Origin of the sequence: Caldanaerovirga acetigignens, from assembly GCF_900142995.1 — a bacterium.
Taxonomy (GTDB): Bacteria; Bacillota; Thermosediminibacteria; order Thermosediminibacterales; family Thermosediminibacteraceae; genus Fervidicola; species Fervidicola acetigignens.
Genome location: NZ_FRCR01000007.1, coordinates 97,212 through 116,037 on the forward strand (window position 1 = coordinate 97,212; position 18,826 = coordinate 116,037).

Sequence of the window (18,826 nt, forward strand, 5' to 3'; positions counted from 1 at the left end):
TTAGCTTTAAACACTACACAACTACCGCCGCAATGTCCTTGCAGCCTCCGCTATATCTTCTGCAGCAAGGCCATAGGCTTTCATCAGCTCTTCGGGTTTGCCGGACATGCCGAAAACGTCGCGGATGCCTATCCTTTTTATGGGTACGGGCTTTTTCTCGGAAAGCACTTCAGCTACCGCGCTGCCCAAGCCCCCAATTATGCTGTGCTCCTCGGCGGTGACAATGGCTCCGCATTCGGCAGCTTTTAAGATGACTTCTTCGTCAATCGGCTTTATTGTGTGGATGTTGACGACCATGGCTTTTATGTCATCCTTTTCCAACATTTCCGCTGCCTTCAGGGCTTCGGCCACCATGACGCCGGTAGCTATTATTGCCACATCCTTTCCTTCCCTCAATATAACCCCTTTGCCCGGTTTAAATTCATATCCTTCCCCGAATATGGTCTCTACCGGGTGCCGGCCCAGTCTTAAATACACCGGTCCTTTGATTTGAGCTGCAGCCCTTACCGCCATTTTGGTCTCCGTTGCATCTGCCGGACTTATCACCGTCATGTTTGGCATTACCCTCATTAGTGCTATGTCTTCTATGGATTGGTGAGTAGCTCCGTCTTCCCCTACGGTGATGCCTGCGTGGGTCGCGGCTATTTTTACGTTCAAGTTCGGGTAACAGATGGAGTTCCTCACCTGTTCGAAGGCCCTGCCTGTGGCAAATATGGCAAAAGTGCTGGCAAAAGGTATCTTGCCGCAGGTTGCAAGGCCCGCCGCTGTTCCCATCAGGTTTTGTTCGGCTATACCCATGTTAAAGAAACGCTCGGGAAATTTTTTGGCAAAAACGCTGGTTTTTGTGGATTTGGATAGGTCGGCATCCAGAACAACTATTTCTTTTATCTCTTCTCCCAGTTCGGCGAGGGCTTCACCATAAGCGTCTCTTGTCGCTATCTTCGGCATTGTCTTTACCTCCATTCTTCTATTTCATTTCTTCATTTTATTTTTCATTCTTACCTTTAAAGTACTTTTAGCGCTTCTTCGGCTTGCTCCTTTGATGGGGCTTTGCCGTGCCAATCCACTTGGTTTTCCATAAAAGGCACTCCTTTTCCTTTTACGGTTTTCGCTACTATTACGGTCGGCTTTTCTTTAATACTTTTCGCCTCTTCTATAGCTCGCAATATGTCTTCAAAATCGTGGCCGTCTACATCTATTACGTGCCAGCCGAAGGCCCTGAATTTTTCTTGTATTATTTCAGGCGACATCACCTGGACTATAGGACCATCTATTTGAAGACCATTGTGGTCCACAAAGGCCGTTAGGTTGTCGAGCTTATAATGAGCTGCAGCCATTGCAGCTTCCCAGACCTGCCCTTCTTCAAGCTCACCATCTCCCAGGAGCACATAGACCCTGTAGCTTTTGCCGTCAAGTTTTCCGGCCAAGGCCATTCCATTCGCCGCCGAAAGCCCCTGACCCAGGGAACCTGTAGTCATGTCCACTCCGGGCGTCTTTTTCATATCGGGGTGCCCTTGCAGAATGGAGTTTATTTTGCGCAAAGTCTTCAGTTCTTCTTTCGGGAAATAGCCCCTTTCGGCCAGCACTGCATAAAGCGCCGGGGCCGCATGACCTTTTGAAAGCACAAACCTGTCCCTGTCAGGCCAATCGGGGTTTTGAGGGTCTACCTTCATTTCGTGAAAATAAAGGGCAACCAAAATATCTGCACAGGATAGCGACCCTCCCGGATGGCCTGAGCCCGCCTCGGCCGTCATTTCAATGATGCTACGCCTTACTTTCCGGGCCGCTTTCGTCAATTCTTCCAGCTTTTCTTTAGATACTTGCATTTTAATCACCTCGTCATTTTTTTATTTTTATTTGTGACTATCTTCCTGACTTACAAATGTAAACCCTTCTCCCAGAACTTCATGCACGTCGTGAATAATTATAAAAGCCTTGGGGTCTATATCCCAGATAATCCGCTTTAACTTTGGAAGCTCGAGCCTCGTTACTGCGCACATTACAACCTTCCTGTTTTCTCCGGTGTAGCCGCCTTTCGCCTCAAAAAGCGTTATCCCCCTCCCCAAGTCTTCTAAAATCCTTTTTTGTATCTCATCATTTCTATCTGAAATTATGTAAACTGCTTTCGCGTAATTGATACCCTCCTGGACGATATCTATCACCTTGCTGCTGACGTAGAGGGCTATCCATGAATACATGGCGATCTCCCAGTTGAAGGAAATACCGTTCAACGCTATTACGAAAAAGTCTATTATCAGTATCCCTTGGCCAATGCTCACGATTGGTATGAAGTGATGAATGAGCATTGCAGCTATGTCGGAGCCACCTGTAGTTGCCCTGGTCCTGAAGACCAGCCCAAGCCCCAGGCCCAGCACGATGCCGCCGTATACGCTTGAAAGCAGCAAGTCCCGCGTCAAAACGGGAAAATTTTTTGTGAGTTCCGTGAAGACCGAAAGGAGTATGGTACCTACCACAGTTTTTGCGCCGAAAATGGGGCCCAAAAAGATAATCCCTGTTATAAAGAGGGGGATGTTGAAAGCCAGCATCGTCCATCCCACAGGCAACCCGAAAAGATAGTGGAGCACCGTGGCAAGACCGCTTACCCCACCGGCTGCCACTTTGTTTGGAACAAGAAACATGGTGAGGCCCAAGGACGCTATAAAGCAACCTATGACAATCAGGAGGTAATCCAGAATATTCGACCTGAGCTTCAAGTCATTTTTCTCCTCTCTCTGCCATTGCTTTCATCAATACTTTTATCATAAAAAGGGGGAGCACTGACATCCTCTTTAACCGCCAGGGTTCCTGCAGCAGCCTGTAAAGCCATTCAAAACCCGTCCTCTGCATCCACACCGGTGCTCTCTTCACTCTTCCCGCAAATACATCAAGACTGCCGCCGACACCCATCATTATACTTCCATTTATCTTGCTTTTGTTATTCACCATAAAGAGTTCCTGCCTGGGGGCACCCATACCTATGAAAATGAAATGCGGCTTTGCCTCATTTATTTTTTGCACCACTTCATCATGCTGCTTTTCATTGAAGTATCCGTGGTGCGTACCCGCTACTTTTAACCCCGAAAATCCAGCCAATATATTTTTTGCCGCTTCCTCGGCCACACCTGGTTTTCCGCCCAACAAGAATATGGAAAGCCCACGGATGGCAGCTATCTTCAGCATCTTTACCATCAGGTCAAAACCCGCAATTCTTCCCGGCAGTGGATTTCCGATAATTTTCGAGGCTATTACCACTCCAATGCCGTCTGGCAAGATTAGATCGGAAGCGGCTATTGCTTTTTTCAATGCGGGATTTTTCTGGGCTGCCATGATTATTTCCGCATTAGGCGTTACGATGACCTTTGTATTTCCCTCATCCAGCATTTTTTCAACTTCCTGCGCCGCCTGTTCCAATGTCACTTTATCCAATGGCACGCCCAGTATTTCAATCCTTCTTATACTGCTCATGACCACCCTCCAGCAGCTTTAAAGCAAGCATAGCATTTTCGTTAGCTAAATATTCCATCTCTTTTCTTTTTGCAAGGAGCGCACGGCTGCTTTCTTCACGTTTTTTTATAGCATCCTGGATAAGACTACATAAACTTTGGACTTTTAAGTCCTTTAATGTTCCGGCAGACGGCTGCCCGACACGTATTAAGAAGTTTTCAACTTTAGGGTCATAGGCAAGTCCCACGAGGGGAACTCCCATTATGGCACCGAATATAAGTGCGTGGAGCCTCATTCCACAAAGAAGGTCCATTTTCCCGCAAACCCAGAGCAATTCTCTTGGCCCTAGCGATTCACTAATAACTTTGACCTTTTTTTCCTTCATTAGTCGCATTATTTCCAGCGATTCATTGTAATCCTGCGGAAACTGCATCGGTATAAATACTATATTTACCGAATAGCTATTTATCAAAAAATCGCAAGCTTCAGCGATGACTTTTCTTGTTTCGCCAACCTTCCACGGCCTTACCGAAATCCCTATATTAAGACCTGCCTTACTCAAATCAATACGGTGCCTGTTGAGTATACTAAGTCCAGTTTCGTCATCTACAGGTTTTAACGCAAAAGCAGGATCTGCCGTAACGTAGATTTGGGGCTTTTTTACTCCGAGATTTTTAAGCTGGTCCCGGGAGTTTTCGTCTCTAACCGTAATCAAATCTACCATATTGCCCACCGAGGCAATCAGCCGCTTGTTTAAATTGCGGTTTACCGGGCCGACTCCGTTGGCATAAAACATCACTTTTTTCCCCATCTTTTTCGCGAGAAACACTATGAGAAGGTAATAAGGGATGGACCTGCTGCTCGTTACGTCCTGGAGCAGGCCACCACCACCGCTCAAAACTAAGTCCGCCTCGGCTATCGCTTTAACTACAAGAAAAGGATTAGTTCGATGCACAGCTTCTATGCCGTGCATCATTTCCGTCTCTTTTGGATTGGCTGACAAAGCCTTTATGCGGATGTTATCATCCAATTTTTTAAAAGAATCGACCATGGCCATCAATATTGCTTCATCTCCGGCATTGCCAAAGCCATAATACCCCGAGACCAGTATTTTCTTCATTCTCTTTCATTCCCTTTCCGGCATAGTGTTAAAAACCCAATCAATACCAGGCTACCGATAAAACTTCCCAGCAGTATCCCCTCAAAGGAACGGACAATTGAGATAACGGCATTTGCGTGAAAATGGCTGAAGGTGTTTATCAAAGAAAGCTCTCCTAAAAGCCCTGTCGCCAAGAGCAATCGAAATTGCCCGGGTCTTTTGGGATTTTTTATTCCTCCTGCAAGGACAAGAGCGGGACATCCTATCAGAAATTCCTTTGTCCTCGGCCTTACGGGCAGCATTTCTTCCAGCCAAATTCTAAAATAAAGTTCGAACTTAGGTATAGGAATGGCCGAAAAGTTCCCCGTGCGGTTTATCAGGACGTACAAAATTCCGACCGCCAGGCTAAGTGTAAAAAGATTTCCAACGCTAAAGAGCGGCTTATTCAACGGAACTTTCCCGTATTGAAATCTTACGTAGATAAGTCCGATTAACAAAAATGAAGCGATGTACATTGCTTTAATTCCGCGAAACTTTTCTAAGCCAACGATAAAATCCATATCGCTGCATATTCCGGTTATCAATAGGGCCCCTGCAAAAGTCAATGCGGTTGCCCTCCCAAGTGTTAAAATTCCACTTTCAATGCTCTGCCCTAAATTCTTAACAATAGACCCGTCTACCGGCATCTCCCGGCTTACGGCAAGACAAGGATAGATTATTGAGACCATAAGGCTCGAAGCACTTCTAAAGAGCGAAAAATCTATCAAAGCCAGTATCGATATAATACCCCACAAGCTTATAGAAGAAAGCAGAGCATGACTTTCCTTTATTTCAAATATGCGAAGGAGATAATAAAGCCCCGGTATCAGCCCTAAAGAAGCAACTGACGGGATCAGTATCAATGCAGGGCCTGATATTTGATCTTTTGAAAATGAAGAAGCTTTCTGGGGATAAAGTCCCGGTTTAAAGCCCGCAGATATTACGTCATCGTATATATTTTTTATGTGTTCTTTATTGTACCTTATAAGGTCCTCATCGCCAGATAGAAAAAGGTGCAGACAAAGCAACCTGTCATTTCTATCTCTTACAGCGAGGAGATACTCCTGCATCCATTTGTGCGCAGGACGATTGTACACCCTTACGATGTCATATCCTTTTTCCCTAATACCCTTTCGTAAACTCTCCGTTTCTTTAAATTCATCAAGTCCCAGGCGGATGCCTTTTTCTTTTATCGCGTTAAAAAGCATTTTTGCAGCTTCAGACTCCTGCGGTATTTCATTGTTTTGAAGTATAAGAACCGAGATATTTTCATCAAAAACTTTGCTTACTTGTTTTATTTCTTGCGCAGTCTTTCCTTTTACATCTTTCATCATCAATACTACATTAAAACCCGAAGATATGGCAAAGTTTATCGACTGCTGGTCAAACCCCAGACCAATCCCACTAAAGCCGCTTCTCCCATCAATTTCTTGAATTACGTATATGTCTTCACCCTCTTCGGTCATTATTTCATATCCTCTACAAGACAGTGCTGCTTTTAATTTGTCAAAGATTGCTTTGTCCCGTGAAAATATATAATAGCTTTCCGGGTTGAAATCCTCCCTGGAGATAATTCGCTTTGTCAGTTCGTTTTCCACTCCTAAAAAACGCTGGTGGTCCATTATCTGCCAACCCTTCAACACCAAAATCCGGCCTTTTTCAATGAAATCTCTTACCGTGGTTTCTTCTACCGCCAAGGAAGTGACCCCTGCTTTTTTAAATTCGCTTAAAATCTCTCCGAAGTCACGACCGGTAATCTTTGCAAGCTGCTTGACCTCACTTATAGGAACTGAAATTTCCACAACCTTGCTTTTTTGTTCTGCTATAATTTTCGATGCAAGGCCAAACAGAGAAAATGCTATGGAAACTATAAAAACCACCGTTAATCCCTTAATCCAAAGCTTCACTCAAACCGCCCCTTACTTCAGCAGTTCATCATAAATCCGCATGGTGTTTTCTGCCATTATCTTTGCTGTGAACTTTGATAATACCGTTTGCCTTGCATTTTCCCCTAACTTTTCCCGCATTTCATTAGACGTCAAAAGCCTTATTATTTTTTCTGCCAGAGCTCCTTCATCCTTAGGAGGCACTAGAACACCGTTTTCCCCGTCTTTTATAATCTCCGGTATGCCACCCGCTTCTGATGCCACAACGGGCTTCCCCAATGCCATGGATTCTAAAAGTGCAAGGGGCAAACCTTCGCTCAAAGATGGCATAAGGATTACGTCGAAATCAATGGCAATCTCTTCGACATCTTTTCTAAAACCCAAAAAAACTACTTTATCTTTGACACCCACTTTCCCGCACAAGTCTTCAAGGTAAGGTCTAAATGGGCCATCCCCTACCAAAACCAAGCGAGTATCATGAAATTTTTTTAATACTTCCGGCATGGCCCTTATGGCGTATTCATGGCCTTTTTCCGGTACAAGACGGCCTATCATTCCTATTAGAGGAATTCTTTCTGGCATGTTGAGTTCCTTTCTCAGTTTTCCGCAATTTCCTGAAATATTTGGAACATCTATTCCATTGTACACAGTTTTTATCAGCCAGGCCGGAACCCCAATTTCCATGAGACTCACCTTCACGGCTCTTGACACCGCAATGACCCGGTCGGTGAGGAGCTGGTAAAAAATTCGGTTTATTAGAGGCCTGAAAATACCCATCTCGCTTTTTTTCCCCATCCAGTGGCGGGTCAATACAACCCTCCGGCCCAAAAGCCTTCCGGCTATTCGCCCCGAAAGGCTGGCATGGGTATGGATTAAATCCACCTTTTCCCGGGCAATGATTCCTAAAATCTGCACCAGATGTAAGATTTTAAATGACTTTTCGCCGCCCTTTAGGAGATAAACCTTTACGCCTAAATCTTTTAAACGCTTTTCCAATTCTCCTCCGGCAGGACACGCCACAGCCACCGAATACCGACTTTCATCCCAGGCAGAAAGGAGGTTTAAAAGGTACCTGCCTGCCCCTCCTATATTAGTATCGGTTATGACGTGCAATACTTTCTTCATGACCTTTCGACTTCTCCCTTAGGCTCTGCAGTTTTTTCCGATGTAATTATAGCAGCCAGAATCCCTGCCATCTCCCAAAAAGTCATGCCAATCCTTGGGCTGAACCATACGTGGTCGAACAGCCCATGGAACAGGTGACCGGAAATTGCCCCTGCAATTGCCACAGCAAACACAGCTTTCTTTATATTTCCTACTCGCATAATTCTTGTTACTTCTTTAAGTTCAGCCCATACGAACCATATAAAGGAAACAAGCCCCAAAATGCCCATTTCCAGGCCAAGCTGCAGGTAAAAGTTGTGGGCGTGAAGTGCAGGAGTTCCTGCAATCATGTAATCCCTGTAAACCCTGGAAAATGCTCGAAGCCCGAGTCCCAATCCCGTTAACCAGTAATCCTTCAGCATCCTCAAGGTAGCAACCCATATAGTTACGCGGTAAGCATTTGAGCTATCTTCCAGGCTTCCTATACTCGCTATACGGTTGATAATAACGGTAGGTAAAAACACCGGCGATAATGCCGCAATTAACATCAAAACTGCAAACAACCTGCGGTCAACCGCCAGGGCGAAAACCAATACGGCTACGGCAAGCCCCAGCCAACCTCCTCGCGAAAGGGTCATCACAAGGCAGGTCAATATGATCCCCAGCATTCCACAAAATTTCAGTTTGCGCCCCACTTTATCAGACGTCCAGATAAATGCCAAAACCACCGGAATGGCGAAAACCAGATACTCAGCCAGCACATTTGGATTTTCCAAGGTCGCATAGACCCTTATAGTTATTTCCGGAAATAATTTTGTGTCCACCCATGCAATCGCAGTAGGTTTTCTTACGAAAAAATACTGATATATGCCGTATAGAGATATTCCAACCGTGGAAATCGTTTGAAAAAGAAGGGCCGTTTTCATCACCTTTTCTCTTCTGCAATAATGATAGAAAACCAGAAAAGTTATAAAATAAGCCGCATAAATAGGCAGCAGCTTCAAACTCTCAGACCGTGCTACTGAAAAAACCGCTGCTAAGATGGCTGAAGTGAAAAATAAAGCTGCTGGTACTATCCCGTTCGGAACCCCAAACTCTCCCTTCTTAGCTTTAAGTACCATGGCAACAAATGTGAACCCTATGAGCAAAACGCTGTAAATCGTGTCCACAAGGGGCAGTATGAAAGCCATGATATAAATTCCGAAATAGGGCTTCAGGTATAGTAAAAATGAAAGCATTAGCAAAACAATAAACTTGATAACGGTTATAGTCGGCAAAAAAAAGCAAAGCACTCCCAAAACAGCACCCAAAAACACATATACAAAACCGGCATTTTCATTATCAACAGCAGGCAAAGCCGCCTTCCGACCCCCGTCAAGGAGACCAGCCGCCTGCAGCAAAATGCTTCCTTTAAATACATCGTATAAATTCAAATTTATAAAATAGGAAGGAATCAAGATTCCTGCAGCAATTACAACAGCCGTGAATTCTCCAACCGACAAACCGGAAAAAATGCCTTTTAAAGCAGCGTAGGTAAATGTTGCAGGCAAGAAGACTAAAGACAGAATTTTAAAAGGTCGCATTTTAAAATTAAGCCATATTTCTGCTGAATACCTGTAACAAGAGCTATTTTCTACAGTATCCCTTATAATGCCTTTGAAAACGGAGAAACGGTTTGCCTTATTAAAAAACACTTTGCAAAAACGGCTGGATGACAAGGCTTCTTTCTCCCACGGCTCACTTTGCAATAAAAGCCCAATAAACCTTCCGCGCAATAGGGCTTTCGAAGTGCCGGCAATTTTTTCTAAAATCCTATATAGAACACTGTTCACCCATACTTCTCGAGAGAAAAGAAAGCCTATCGATTTTATAACCAAACTTTCAGCTATCCACCGAATTACAGCTTCCATATACTTTATGCCCCTTTATTTAAACTCATTAATTTCCATAACCGTAGCTACTACTGCGTAAAGGTTAGTCTTCATCTGGACAGCAGTCCCTATTCTTATTTCTGTTCCTCCCAATACAATGGCATTTTCCCCCACCGTCGCCGAACCTTCAACGGTCACGTAAACGTCTTTTAATACCGGATTTAGCACGCTTAAAACTCTGCCATCGGCGGTATTTACAAGAGTTTCAGCAGGTTTTACCTCAACTTTTGTAACTTTCCCAAGAAGGTTATTAGTCTTTGTTTCGCGGACTATATCCCCTTCCTTTATTACTTTAGCAGTGGCATCCCTGACGTCTTTCACCAACATCACAACCTGGATCGTCTTTTCCTCAGCAACTGAAGAATTTTTCTGCGGGTTTAATACAAATCTTGCCGCAACCGCAACAACCAGAATTATCACGAGCAAATCTATTACATTTATCAATCCAAATAATCTACCTTTTTTGTCAATAAAACTCATCGATTTACCTCCTCAAGAACTTTTGTGTAAACTTCCAAGACCTTATTTGTCATCGTACCAATAGAGAAATGCTCTTGTACTTTCTTTCTTCCGAACTCGCCTAATTCCTTTCTCAATTCTTGAGATGCTAAAATATCTTTAATGGCTTTAGCAAGGTTCTTCGAATTTGTAATTTGCCCCGTTCCCCGACCACTGAAATTGTGCCTTTTGGCATCCTCAAAGTTCTGCGGGGTAAGTGCTCCCATAAATCCGGCTTCACCTGCAATAATCACGGGTTTTTTCATAGCCATAGCCTCAAGAGCTACCCTTCCAACGCCCACCGCTACATCTGCAAGGCCCATCAAAGCGTACGTATCAAGTCTCGCACCTGTCACGATAACCCGCTGACCTTTCAAAACAGTATTGCACTTTTCGGCCTGCCCTCTTATGGCTTCCAGCTTGTCACCTTCGCCTACCACTAAAAGTTTCGCATTTGGGAAAGATGAGCAGATATCGGGCATGGCGTCTATCAATTTGAGGGCTATTTCACCTCTTGCCCCCATGAGTCTGCTTATGTACACGATTTTCATTTCATCGGAATACAAACCTAACTCCTTTTGCACCGATGAGGTATCCACTTCTGGGTCAAACTGCTCCAAATCTATGCCATTTGGGATGACGTATATCTTCTCGGGCCTTACCTTGAAATTTTTTACGAGGTGCTCCCGGACATCTTCACTTACGGCTATGATTTTTTCCCCCCATGCCGTCAACAATCCCAAACCCCAGTGAGTGGAGTAAATACCGTGGGATGTAGTGATGTAAGGGCATCCCGTCAGATAAAAAACCCATTGAGAAACCCAAGCCGGTATGCGCGCATGGGCGTGGATCAAGTCTACTTTGTGTTTTTTTACGATTTTAGTCAGCCCTATTATCGCCGAACAGAGGCTAACCGGCGTTTTACTGTGGAGAGGCAGGGTGAAATGTTCTATGCCGCTGGCATTAAGTTCTTTTACCAGTTCTCCTCCCCGGGAAGCAACCAAAACATTGATTCCCTCTTTTTTCAATTGTCTCGCCAGAGAAACTACGTGGGTCTCAGCTCCACCAGTGTTAAGAGACATTAGAGTCAACAATACCGTAAGGTTTTTCATCAAAACGGCCTCTCTCTCGAAGATAATTAACCAAAAAAAGTATATCACTTACTTTTTCGACAGTAAAGTTCCCTACTTTGTGACCTTGAAACTTCCCCGAACCGTAAGGACCACGTTAGTCTCTGCTATAAGCCCCCTTCCGTCATCGCGCGGCACGATGAGCAGGTGATTTTGGGGTGCTCGTTCATTTCGCCTCAGGTCTTTGCCGTCGGTTACATCGGCGATACCACCGTTTTCGCTGTCTACAACTTTTGCTATACCGCTTCTTAAAATTATTTCCGCACCTTTTCCCGCTACAAGGCGGTCGCCTTTTTCAAGGTAGACCACTTCAAAAGTCCCTATCGATTGGTTGCCTGATGAACTCTCATCCAAATAGCTCTTTAATTCCGATACCACTTTGTCTACATAACTTTTAGTTACCAAGGGGTCATCTTGTGACCCAGGTTCCCCCACGTTAGCCATTCCAATTCCGTACCCCACCAAAAATATCAATATCAATCCCGCTATAAAGACGCTCCTAACTTTTGCCAAATGTTTCACCTCCAGGAGTATCTTTGGACCTCATTTTGAGATAAGCGTTTATGAAGACGTCAATCTCTCCATCCATAACTGCCTCTACATTACCCACCTCAACGCCGGTCCTGTGGTCTTTGACCAATCTGTAAGGCTGGAACACATAAGACCTTATCTGGTTTCCCCAGGCAATCTCCTTTTGTTCTCCCCTAAGCTCGTTTATCTTCTTTTGTTGTTCTTCCATATATAAGCTAAAAAGCTTTGCTTTCAGAATTTTTAAAGCAGCATTTTTGTTGCTCTGCTGGGAACGCTCGTTCTGGCAGCTTACCACTATGCCAGTAGGGACATGGGTAATTCTCACTGCCGACTCGGTCTTATTAACGTACTGTCCGCCGGCTCCTCCTGCCCTGAATGTCTCTATCTTCAAATCCTCCTGCCTTATTTCTATCTCAATATCGTCGTCAATTTCAGGTATTACATCAACCGATGCGAAAGAAGTATGCCGCCTTCCTGCCGCATCAAAAGGTGAAATCCTGACGAGCCTGTGCACGCCCTGCTCTGCCTTGAGATAACCGTACGCATAGGGGCCCTCTACCAGAGCGGTGACGCTCTTTATCCCCGCCTCTTCGCCCGGGAGCATATCCATGACCTTGACCTTGTATCCTTTGTCCTCGGCCCACCTGGTGTACATCCTGAAAAGCATTTGGACCCAGTCCTGCGCTTCAGTCCCTCCAGCCCCAGCGTGGAGCGATAATATCGCGTTATTTTTGTCGTATTTGTCCCTGAGCAATGTCCTGATTCTCTTTTTCTCAAAATCATTCTTGAATTTTTCCGCTTCACGAGCAATTTCATCTAAAATTTCCTGGTCGTTGGATTCTAACCCCAGTTCTATAAGTTCAACCAAGTCTTCCCAATTTTTCTGCAAAGCTTCAAATTCCTCTACAGTCTCCTTCAACTGGTTGAGATTTTGAAGGATTTTTTGAGCTTCCTGTTGGTCGTCCCAAAAATTTGGGTCAAGAGTTTTTTCCTCAAGTTTTTGTATATCGACCTTGATTTTATCTATTTCAAAGTAAATCCCTCATCTCTTTAATTTGAGGCTCTAAAGCCTCAATCTCACTTTTTAACTCTTCGAGCACCTAAATCCCCTCCGTCTTAAAATATTTAATTCTCAGCCTCATACCGCCCTGCCGCAGCATTTCTTGTATTTTTTGCCGCTTCCACAGGGGCAAGGGTCATTTCTCCCTATTTTTTCTCCCTTTTTAACCGGCTGGGGTTTTTCGCTAGTTCCGTGGGAATAAGAAAGGTTTCGGGCCATTTCTTTTCTTTGCGGTGCGGCTTTTACCTGAACTCTGAAAAGGTACCTCAACGTATCTTCCTGGATGTTCTTTATCATTTCTTGGAACATCTCGTAGCCTTCTATCTTGTATTCCACGAGCGGGTCCCTTTGGCCGTATGCCCGTAGCCCTATGCCCTCGCGAAGCTGATCCATGGCATCAATGTGGTCCATCCACTTCTGGTCCACGACTCTCAGCATAATAACCTTTTCCAATTCTCGCATCGTTTCTTCGCCGATTTCTAATTCTTTTTGTTCATAAGCATCGAAAGCCCGTTCGACCAGAACTTTCCGGATTTCCTCCCTGGTTACGTCTTCCTTAACTGCCGCACCAAGCACATCCTTAATCATAAATATATCGGCGTAATACTCGGAAAGCCCTTTCAAATCCCAATACTCGGGGTGCATTTCTCTGCTAGCGTATACGTCTAGCAAACGGTCGACCACATCTTCGATCATTTGCTTTACGCTGTCTTTAAGGTCATCCTGCTCCAGGACTTTCCTGCGCTGGGAATATATAACTTCCCTCTGGGTGTTCATTACATCGTCGAATTCGAGAACATGTTTTCTTATATCGAAGTTTCTGGCTTCCACCTTTTTCTGGGCATTTTCTATGGCCTTTGTTATAAGCGGGTGTTCTATGGGCTGGTCATCCTCAAGCCCTAGGCGGTCCATGAGCCCCTTAATGCTATCGGAGCCAAAGAGCCTCATCAGGTCGTCTTCCAGAGAAACGTAAAACCTCGAGGAGCCCGGATCACCCTGACGCCCAGACCGGCCTCGCAACTGGTTATCTATCCGCCTGGCTTCGTGCCGCTCTGTACCTATAACGTGCAGCCCACCCAGTTCGGCCACCCCTTCTCCGAGGACGATATCAGTGCCGCGTCCTGCCATATTTGTGGCTATCGTGACTGCCCCCTTCCTGCCCGCTTTTGCTATTATTTCAGCTTCTTTCTCGTGGTATTTGGCATTCAACACCTGGTGAGGGATTCCCTTCTTTTTCAGCATCTCGCTCAACATTTCAGATTTTTCAATAGATACGGTGCCTACCAGAACCGGCTGACCTCTTTTATAGCAATCCTCGATTTCGCGGACCACGGCTTCGAACTTGGCCTTCTCGGTTTTATACACCACGTCCGGGTGGTCCACCCTTATCATAGGCTTGTTTGTAGGTATAACCACCACGTCCATGCCGTAAATCTTCCTGAATTCTTCTTCTTCAGTAGCCGCGGTGCCTGTCATACCGGCAAGTTTTTTGTACATCCTAAAATAATTTTGAAATGTTATCGTTGCAAGGGTCTTGCTCTCCCGCTCAACTTTTACCCCTTCTTTTGCCTCTATCGCCTGATGAAGTCCTTCACTGTACCTACGGCCGTACATCAACCTGCCAGTAAATTCATCTACTATTATGACCTGGCCGTCTTTCACCACGTAATCCCTGTCCCTTTTCATGAGCGCATGGGCTTTCAACGCCTGATGAAAATGATGCAAAAGTTCCATATTCTCCTCATCATATAGATTCTTTACGCCAAGAAATTCCTCGGCCTTTTTTATTCCCTTCTCCGTAGGTATCACGCTGTGGGCTTTTTCGTCGACAATATAGTCTTCCCCGGCCTTAAGTCTTGGCACAAACCGTGCAAACCTATAATAAATATCAGTAGACTCTTCGGCCTGCCCCGAAATTATAAGCGGTGTACGGGCTTCGTCTATGAGTATGCTGTCCACTTCATCTATTATGGCATAGTTGAGCTCCCTCTGAACGATGTGTTCCTTGTAAATCACCATGTTGTCCCTAAGGTAATCAAAACCAAACTCATTATTGGTTCCATAAGTTATATCCGCGCTGTAAGCCTTTTTCCTTTCTTGAAAATCAAGGCCGTGCACAATTAGACCTACCTCAAGCCCCAGAAATTTGTAAATTGCCCCCATCCACTCACTGTCGCGCCTGGCAAGGTAGTCGTTGACCGTAACCACGTGTACTCCCTTTCCTGTCAGGGCATTGAGATAGGCCGGCATGGTAGCTACCAAAGTCTTGCCTTCTCCCGTTTTCATTTCTGCAATCCTGCCCTGATGGAGCACTATTGCCCCCATAACCTGAACGTCAAAAGGCCTCATACCCAAAGTCCTTTTGGCCGCTTCCCTTACTACCGCAAAGGCCTCGGGCAGGAGGTCGTCCAGCGTTTCTCCGGCGTGCAATCTATTTTTAAATTCGTTAGTTTTCTCCCTAAGTTGACTATCCGAAAGCACCTTTATCCTGGACTCCCAGTCGTTGACCTTCTCCACTATAGGCACGAGTTTTTTTATTTCCCTCTCATTCGGTTCGCCGAATATTTTTCTCAGTATCCCGAACATTATTCTCACCTCAAAAATTTCTAAAAAAAATTTATAAGGAACCTTTTTATAGGTTCCTTTTCAATTTCCTCCTACTTATTTTATCACTCGCCGATTTCTTTTTCAACATAGCCTCTTGGATCAAAGAGAAAACGCCAATTCCCATCAAAACATCCCCCAGACTGAATACCTTGGGATTTGGATAGGGTTTTGGCAACGGGAAGATGTCACCAAAAATCTTAAACCTGGTCTTTGGCATCATGGCTACGTGGTATGGATAAAGGGGATTAAAGAGGTCCTGCTTAAAATCACCCAGTCCCGCAAAATCAACGGCCAATAGAGATACAGGCATTTTGCCCCCGTTTGCTATTATTGCGAGGAAATTCAGCAAAACCCCTAAAGTCACAATTCTCAGCGGCTTTAAATGCCAGTTGGAAAGAAGGCTGTACAGCAAAAGCCCGTAAGAAATAAAAGATACTACCAAAATATATTGGACAACGTACTCTTTCAAAGAGCCTTTTAAAAACAGTGGTAAATAACGAATTATTAAAGATAAAAATATAAGTTCGAGTTTTCTTATTGGTATTTCGCCTATTTTTTTCAAGCTCCCTTTCCTCAGAAGCCCCACTATTATCGACAAGAGAACAAAATCAACGAGCAACATATTCTGCAAATTTCCCCTTTTCCAATACTCTTTTTAAAGCACTAACCACATCTGGCCTAAAATCTACACCGGCAGCTTGCTCTATCTCGCAAATCGCCTCCTCAACCGTCATTGCTCCCCGGTAAGGCCTGTCCGTGGTGAGCGCATCAAAGACATCCGCCACGGCTATTATCTGCGCTCCCAGCGGAATTTCTTCTCCCTTGAGCCCTTCCGGGTACCCGCTTCCGCTCAACCTCTCGTGATGGTATCTTATAAAAAAAGAGGCCTGTAACAGAAAATCAACCTTTTTGACTATATTGGCCCCCAACTCAGGATGAACTTTTATTTTCGCAAACTCCTCCTCCGATAATTTGCAGGGTTTATTCAGTATTGGCTCCGGTATCCCTATCTTTCCTATATCGTGAAGCAGTGCCGCGTAATGCAGGTTGCTTATCAAATCGTTGTCCATCTTTAGTTCTTCCGCTATAGCAACCGCCAATTTAGCGACCCGCTCGGAATGACCCTTCGTATAAAGGTCTTTAGCCTCAATGGCGCTTGCCAGAGCCTGAATCGTCTCCAAATACACTTTCTTCATGTCCATGTATAGCTTAAAAGAATGCCGGGCGATAAGCAGCGGGATTAAGAACAAAATCAGCCCCAGTGCTCCTATGTTGATGTAGATAACCGCAAGCAAAATACCTAGAGGCGCGAGGGCGATGTAATTTGGCAGAGCCCACTTAAATGTAGTGGTAAAGATATATTTTAGGGGTTTTTTAAAAAAAATTGATAACCCGATTGTCATTATACCTACATTTAATAAAAAGTAAGAAAGAATTAATGCAACTAAAGGTAAAAAATTTGATTTTAAATTAATTATACCTGGTATCCCACCTAACTTTTCATAAATATAGCCTGAACCGCCTACCATTATTGTATATAATCCAACATTTAAAATTTTTTTAACTATAGCATCCTTATATAGCTTATGTTCTATCTGAGATAAAGTTGCAGAAATAACTGCTACTAACACACTTAGACTATATCCTAATACTAGAATTGAACCCATATATACTGCAAATCCAACAGTAACCTCTGCATCATTCATGAGTTTTACTGGTAAAAGTTCTGCCAACAGGGCCAACAAAATAAATACGATAAATGTCTCTATATTAAAATTCAAAATAGAATTGTAAGAACTGACTAAAAAAATACTTGCTATTAATAAAACAAAAAATACATATAATTTTCCCCAAGTATTATGTAACATCCTTTTGAATCACCCTAAAAAAATAATTGTAAATAATTTTCTTAATTAATTAAAGGGCCGACTAAAAAGATTATCAACCGCCAAATCTAAAATTAGCACCGCCGGCAAGGACAAGAGCCATCAATGCCAGCAAAATCTTTAAAAGAGTAGCATTGATTTTCATAAGATAAAGCCTCCTCCCCGTCTACGGTGCTCTGCCCCACCGCTACTAGAGCAGGCCATTTTAAAACCGCTTCGCTTCGTCGGCCCTTTTTTTTGCTAATCTGTTTTTTCTTTTATAAGAAAGCTTATACGCCGGTTTACGGCGTTAAGCACCGCAACTACTACACTCTCTCCTTTGTCTTCTCTGAAAAGAGTTGTACCTAAAAAGGTCTCTTCCCCCCAATCGGTCAATATGGACACTAGTACTGCTATAGCTTCTCTTTCGCCTATTCTAAAGGCGTTAATATCCTCCAGTGTAATTAAAAAATTCCTCCCCACATACTGCTGTATGGCGTCAATCGTCGCTTGGGCAACCAGTTTTAAATAGTATTTAAAAGTACCTGAGCCCAACGCTCTTCCTTCATATAATTTATCTTCTGCGTCTCTCAGGACCACTGATACTTCGTAATTGTATTTGCTCTTTTTTACGGTAAGGCCATCTATCCTTAAACGGGTTTCCGCAGTAAAAATCTCCTCTTTGTTCAATTGAGCCACGCTAATCTTTTTATGGTCTATCTCAGAGCCAAAAGTCGCAACCAGCGCTGATTCGATATCTCTCACTATCTGCTTTGGATTCCGGTTGGAGTTGGCAAGCACATGAATCTCCGATATCTTTCCGTCAGGTGTCGTTATAATTTTTGCAGAAACCACATCTTTAATCTTTTTTATAATCTCCTCGTAATGTCTTATTACTTCTTCTCTGCTAAGATTTTCTCCCATATCATCCCTCCGCCTCATCCCAATATATACAATTCGACCATAATCTGTTAATTCCTGCTTCGGCTCGAGAAATTTCGCAAAAAAAAATAAAAAAGGAAGCGAATTTAGTCCGCTTCCCATAATTCCCACCTTCATGAAAGGTAGTTTTGTTCTTCGTCTTTTCTGATAAACCGGTAAAATACAAACCTTACCGCAAGCAGGCTTATAGCCAATTCTGGCAGCAGGTATGCACCGTTGTACAGGGCGGAATAAACGAACGCATTCATCCCTTCCGGCGCATAGGACCCAAAGAAGATGACGCCGGAAAGAAAGTGAGAGAAAAACCTGCCCAATATTCCGACGGTTATCCCTGTCCAAACCTTCTTATTAAACAGTCCGGCAAGGCCTAGCAATCCGAATGCCAGCGGATAATCCAAGATCACCTGGACCGGATGAACGATATAAGGCTCGATTATGAGCTGCAAAAGACCGTAAGACGCTCCCGCCACTATCCCTTTAGAGGCTCCATTTCTCATGGAATAAAGAAGAATTGGAACCATGCTGCCTAAAGTAACCGAACCTCCGTACGGAGCCTGAAATATCTTTACAAAGCTCAAGGTCGTAGCTATACCGACCATTAGGGCTCCTTCGATTAACGTTGACAGAGAATTTTTCTTCATAAATCAATTCTCCTTTCTTAAAAAAAATATAAGCCCACCCGTATAGGTG

Annotated in this window: 17 protein-coding genes; all 17 read right to left on the reverse strand. The window is 44.1% G+C overall.

Going from position 1 to position 18,826, the window contains the following annotated elements:
- Positions 1-21: 21 nt before the first annotated feature.
- A complete protein-coding gene (locus BUB66_RS06905) occupies positions 22-948 on the reverse strand; it encodes a transketolase family protein (RefSeq protein WP_073256697.1) in 927 nt (308 codons plus the stop codon).
- A gap of 56 nt (positions 949-1,004) precedes the next feature.
- Positions 1,005-1,826, reverse strand: coding sequence for a transketolase (locus BUB66_RS06910; protein ID WP_073256700.1), 822 nt, complete (start codon positions 1,824-1,826; stop codon positions 1,005-1,007).
- A gap of 27 nt (positions 1,827-1,853) precedes the next feature.
- The gene (locus BUB66_RS06915; RefSeq protein ID WP_073256703.1) at positions 1,854-2,714 is read right to left on the reverse strand and encodes a YitT family protein; all 861 of its coding nucleotides are present in this window, start codon (positions 2,712-2,714) and stop codon (positions 1,854-1,856) included.
- 1 nt (position 2,715) lies between these two features.
- Complete coding sequence (locus tag BUB66_RS06920; RefSeq protein ID WP_084098884.1) at positions 2,716-3,465, reverse strand: WecB/TagA/CpsF family glycosyltransferase; 750 nt, start codon at positions 3,463-3,465, stop codon at positions 2,716-2,718.
- Positions 3,443-4,564: a polysaccharide pyruvyl transferase CsaB gene (csaB, locus tag BUB66_RS06925; protein WP_073256706.1), complete on the reverse strand. Its 1,122-nt coding sequence runs from the start codon at positions 4,562-4,564 to the stop codon at positions 3,443-3,445. The genes BUB66_RS06920 and csaB overlap by 23 nt, the downstream gene beginning before the upstream one ends.
- On the reverse strand, positions 4,561-6,489 hold the full coding sequence (locus BUB66_RS06930) for a DUF5693 family protein (RefSeq protein ID WP_073256709.1): 1,929 nt from the start codon (positions 6,487-6,489) through the stop codon (positions 4,561-4,563). The genes csaB and BUB66_RS06930 overlap by 4 nt, the downstream gene beginning before the upstream one ends.
- 12 nt (positions 6,490-6,501) lie before the next feature.
- The gene (locus tag BUB66_RS06935) at positions 6,502-7,593 is read right to left on the reverse strand and encodes a glycosyltransferase family 4 protein (protein WP_073256712.1); all 1,092 of its coding nucleotides are present in this window, start codon (positions 7,591-7,593) and stop codon (positions 6,502-6,504) included.
- A complete protein-coding gene (locus tag BUB66_RS06940; protein ID WP_073256716.1) occupies positions 7,590-9,482 on the reverse strand; it encodes an O-antigen ligase family protein in 1,893 nt (630 codons plus the stop codon). The genes BUB66_RS06935 and BUB66_RS06940 overlap by 4 nt, the downstream gene beginning before the upstream one ends.
- Positions 9,483-9,497: 15 nt before the next feature.
- Complete coding sequence (locus tag BUB66_RS06945) at positions 9,498-9,983, reverse strand: DUF4330 domain-containing protein (RefSeq protein WP_073256719.1); 486 nt, start codon at positions 9,981-9,983, stop codon at positions 9,498-9,500.
- Positions 9,980-11,113, reverse strand: coding sequence for a glycosyltransferase family 4 protein (locus BUB66_RS06950; protein WP_073256722.1), 1,134 nt, complete (start codon positions 11,111-11,113; stop codon positions 9,980-9,982). The genes BUB66_RS06945 and BUB66_RS06950 overlap by 4 nt, the downstream gene beginning before the upstream one ends.
- A gap of 72 nt (positions 11,114-11,185) precedes the next feature.
- Positions 11,186-11,653, reverse strand: a complete 468-nt coding sequence (locus BUB66_RS06955; protein WP_084098886.1) for a hypothetical protein — start codon at positions 11,651-11,653, stop codon at positions 11,186-11,188.
- Positions 11,631-12,762 (reverse strand): peptide chain release factor 2 gene (prfB, locus tag BUB66_RS06960; RefSeq protein WP_143156243.1). Its coding sequence is split into 2 segments (ribosomal slippage): positions 11,631-12,701 and positions 12,703-12,762, totalling 1,131 coding nucleotides; the frame shifts between segments, so codons are not numbered across the junction. The genes BUB66_RS06955 and prfB overlap by 23 nt, the downstream gene beginning before the upstream one ends.
- 38 nt (positions 12,763-12,800) lie before the next feature.
- Positions 12,801-15,308, reverse strand: coding sequence for a preprotein translocase subunit SecA (secA, locus tag BUB66_RS06965; protein WP_073256728.1), 2,508 nt, complete (start codon positions 15,306-15,308; stop codon positions 12,801-12,803).
- Positions 15,309-15,354: 46 nt separating this feature from the next.
- On the reverse strand, positions 15,355-15,951 hold the full coding sequence (locus BUB66_RS06970) for a DUF5317 domain-containing protein (RefSeq protein ID WP_084098888.1): 597 nt from the start codon (positions 15,949-15,951) through the stop codon (positions 15,355-15,357).
- Positions 15,938-17,110 (reverse strand): HD-GYP domain-containing protein, encoded by a 1,173-nt coding sequence (locus BUB66_RS06975; protein WP_159431513.1) that lies wholly within the window; start codon positions 17,108-17,110, stop codon positions 15,938-15,940. Before BUB66_RS06975 ends, BUB66_RS06970 begins: the two co-directional genes overlap by 14 nt.
- A gap of 345 nt (positions 17,111-17,455) precedes the next feature.
- On the reverse strand, positions 17,456-18,118 hold the full coding sequence (locus BUB66_RS06980) for a hypothetical protein (protein ID WP_073256791.1): 663 nt from the start codon (positions 18,116-18,118) through the stop codon (positions 17,456-17,458).
- 131 nt (positions 18,119-18,249) lie between these two features.
- Positions 18,250-18,777 (reverse strand): energy-coupled thiamine transporter ThiT, encoded by a 528-nt coding sequence (thiT, locus tag BUB66_RS06985; protein ID WP_073256733.1) that lies wholly within the window; start codon positions 18,775-18,777, stop codon positions 18,250-18,252.
- Between the last annotated feature and the right edge of the window lie 49 nt (positions 18,778-18,826).

What these genes read in the sequence shown, in the direction of transcription:
- BUB66_RS06905 (WP_073256697.1), bottom strand. Translation starts at nt 948, where the DNA reads ATGCCGAAGATAGCGACAAGAGACGCTTATGGTGAAGCCCTCGCCGAA.
- thiT (WP_073256733.1), bottom strand. Translation starts at nt 18,777, where the DNA reads ATGAAGAAAAATTCTCTGTCAACGTTAATCGAAGGAGCCCTAATGGTC.
- csaB (WP_073256706.1), bottom strand. Translation starts at nt 4,564, where the DNA reads ATGAAGAAAATACTGGTCTCGGGGTATTATGGCTTTGGCAATGCCGGA.
- secA (WP_073256728.1), bottom strand. Translation starts at nt 15,308, where the DNA reads ATGTTCGGGATACTGAGAAAAATATTCGGCGAACCGAATGAGAGGGAA.
- BUB66_RS06920 (WP_084098884.1), bottom strand. Translation starts at nt 3,465, where the DNA reads ATGAGCAGTATAAGAAGGATTGAAATACTGGGCGTGCCATTGGATAAA.
- BUB66_RS06970 (WP_084098888.1), bottom strand. Translation starts at nt 15,951, where the DNA reads ATGTTGCTCGTTGATTTTGTTCTCTTGTCGATAATAGTGGGGCTTCTG.
- BUB66_RS06945 (WP_073256719.1), bottom strand. Translation starts at nt 9,983, where the DNA reads ATGAGTTTTATTGACAAAAAAGGTAGATTATTTGGATTGATAAATGTA.
- BUB66_RS06950 (WP_073256722.1), bottom strand. Translation starts at nt 11,113, where the DNA reads ATGAAAAACCTTACGGTATTGTTGACTCTAATGTCTCTTAACACTGGT.
- BUB66_RS06935 (WP_073256712.1), bottom strand. Translation starts at nt 7,593, where the DNA reads ATGAAGAAAGTATTGCACGTCATAACCGATACTAATATAGGAGGGGCA.
- BUB66_RS06910 (WP_073256700.1), bottom strand. Translation starts at nt 1,826, where the DNA reads ATGCAAGTATCTAAAGAAAAGCTGGAAGAATTGACGAAAGCGGCCCGG.
- BUB66_RS06980 (WP_073256791.1), bottom strand. Translation starts at nt 18,118, where the DNA reads ATGGGAGAAAATCTTAGCAGAGAAGAAGTAATAAGACATTACGAGGAG.
- BUB66_RS06940 (WP_073256716.1), bottom strand. Translation starts at nt 9,482, where the DNA reads ATGGAAGCTGTAATTCGGTGGATAGCTGAAAGTTTGGTTATAAAATCG.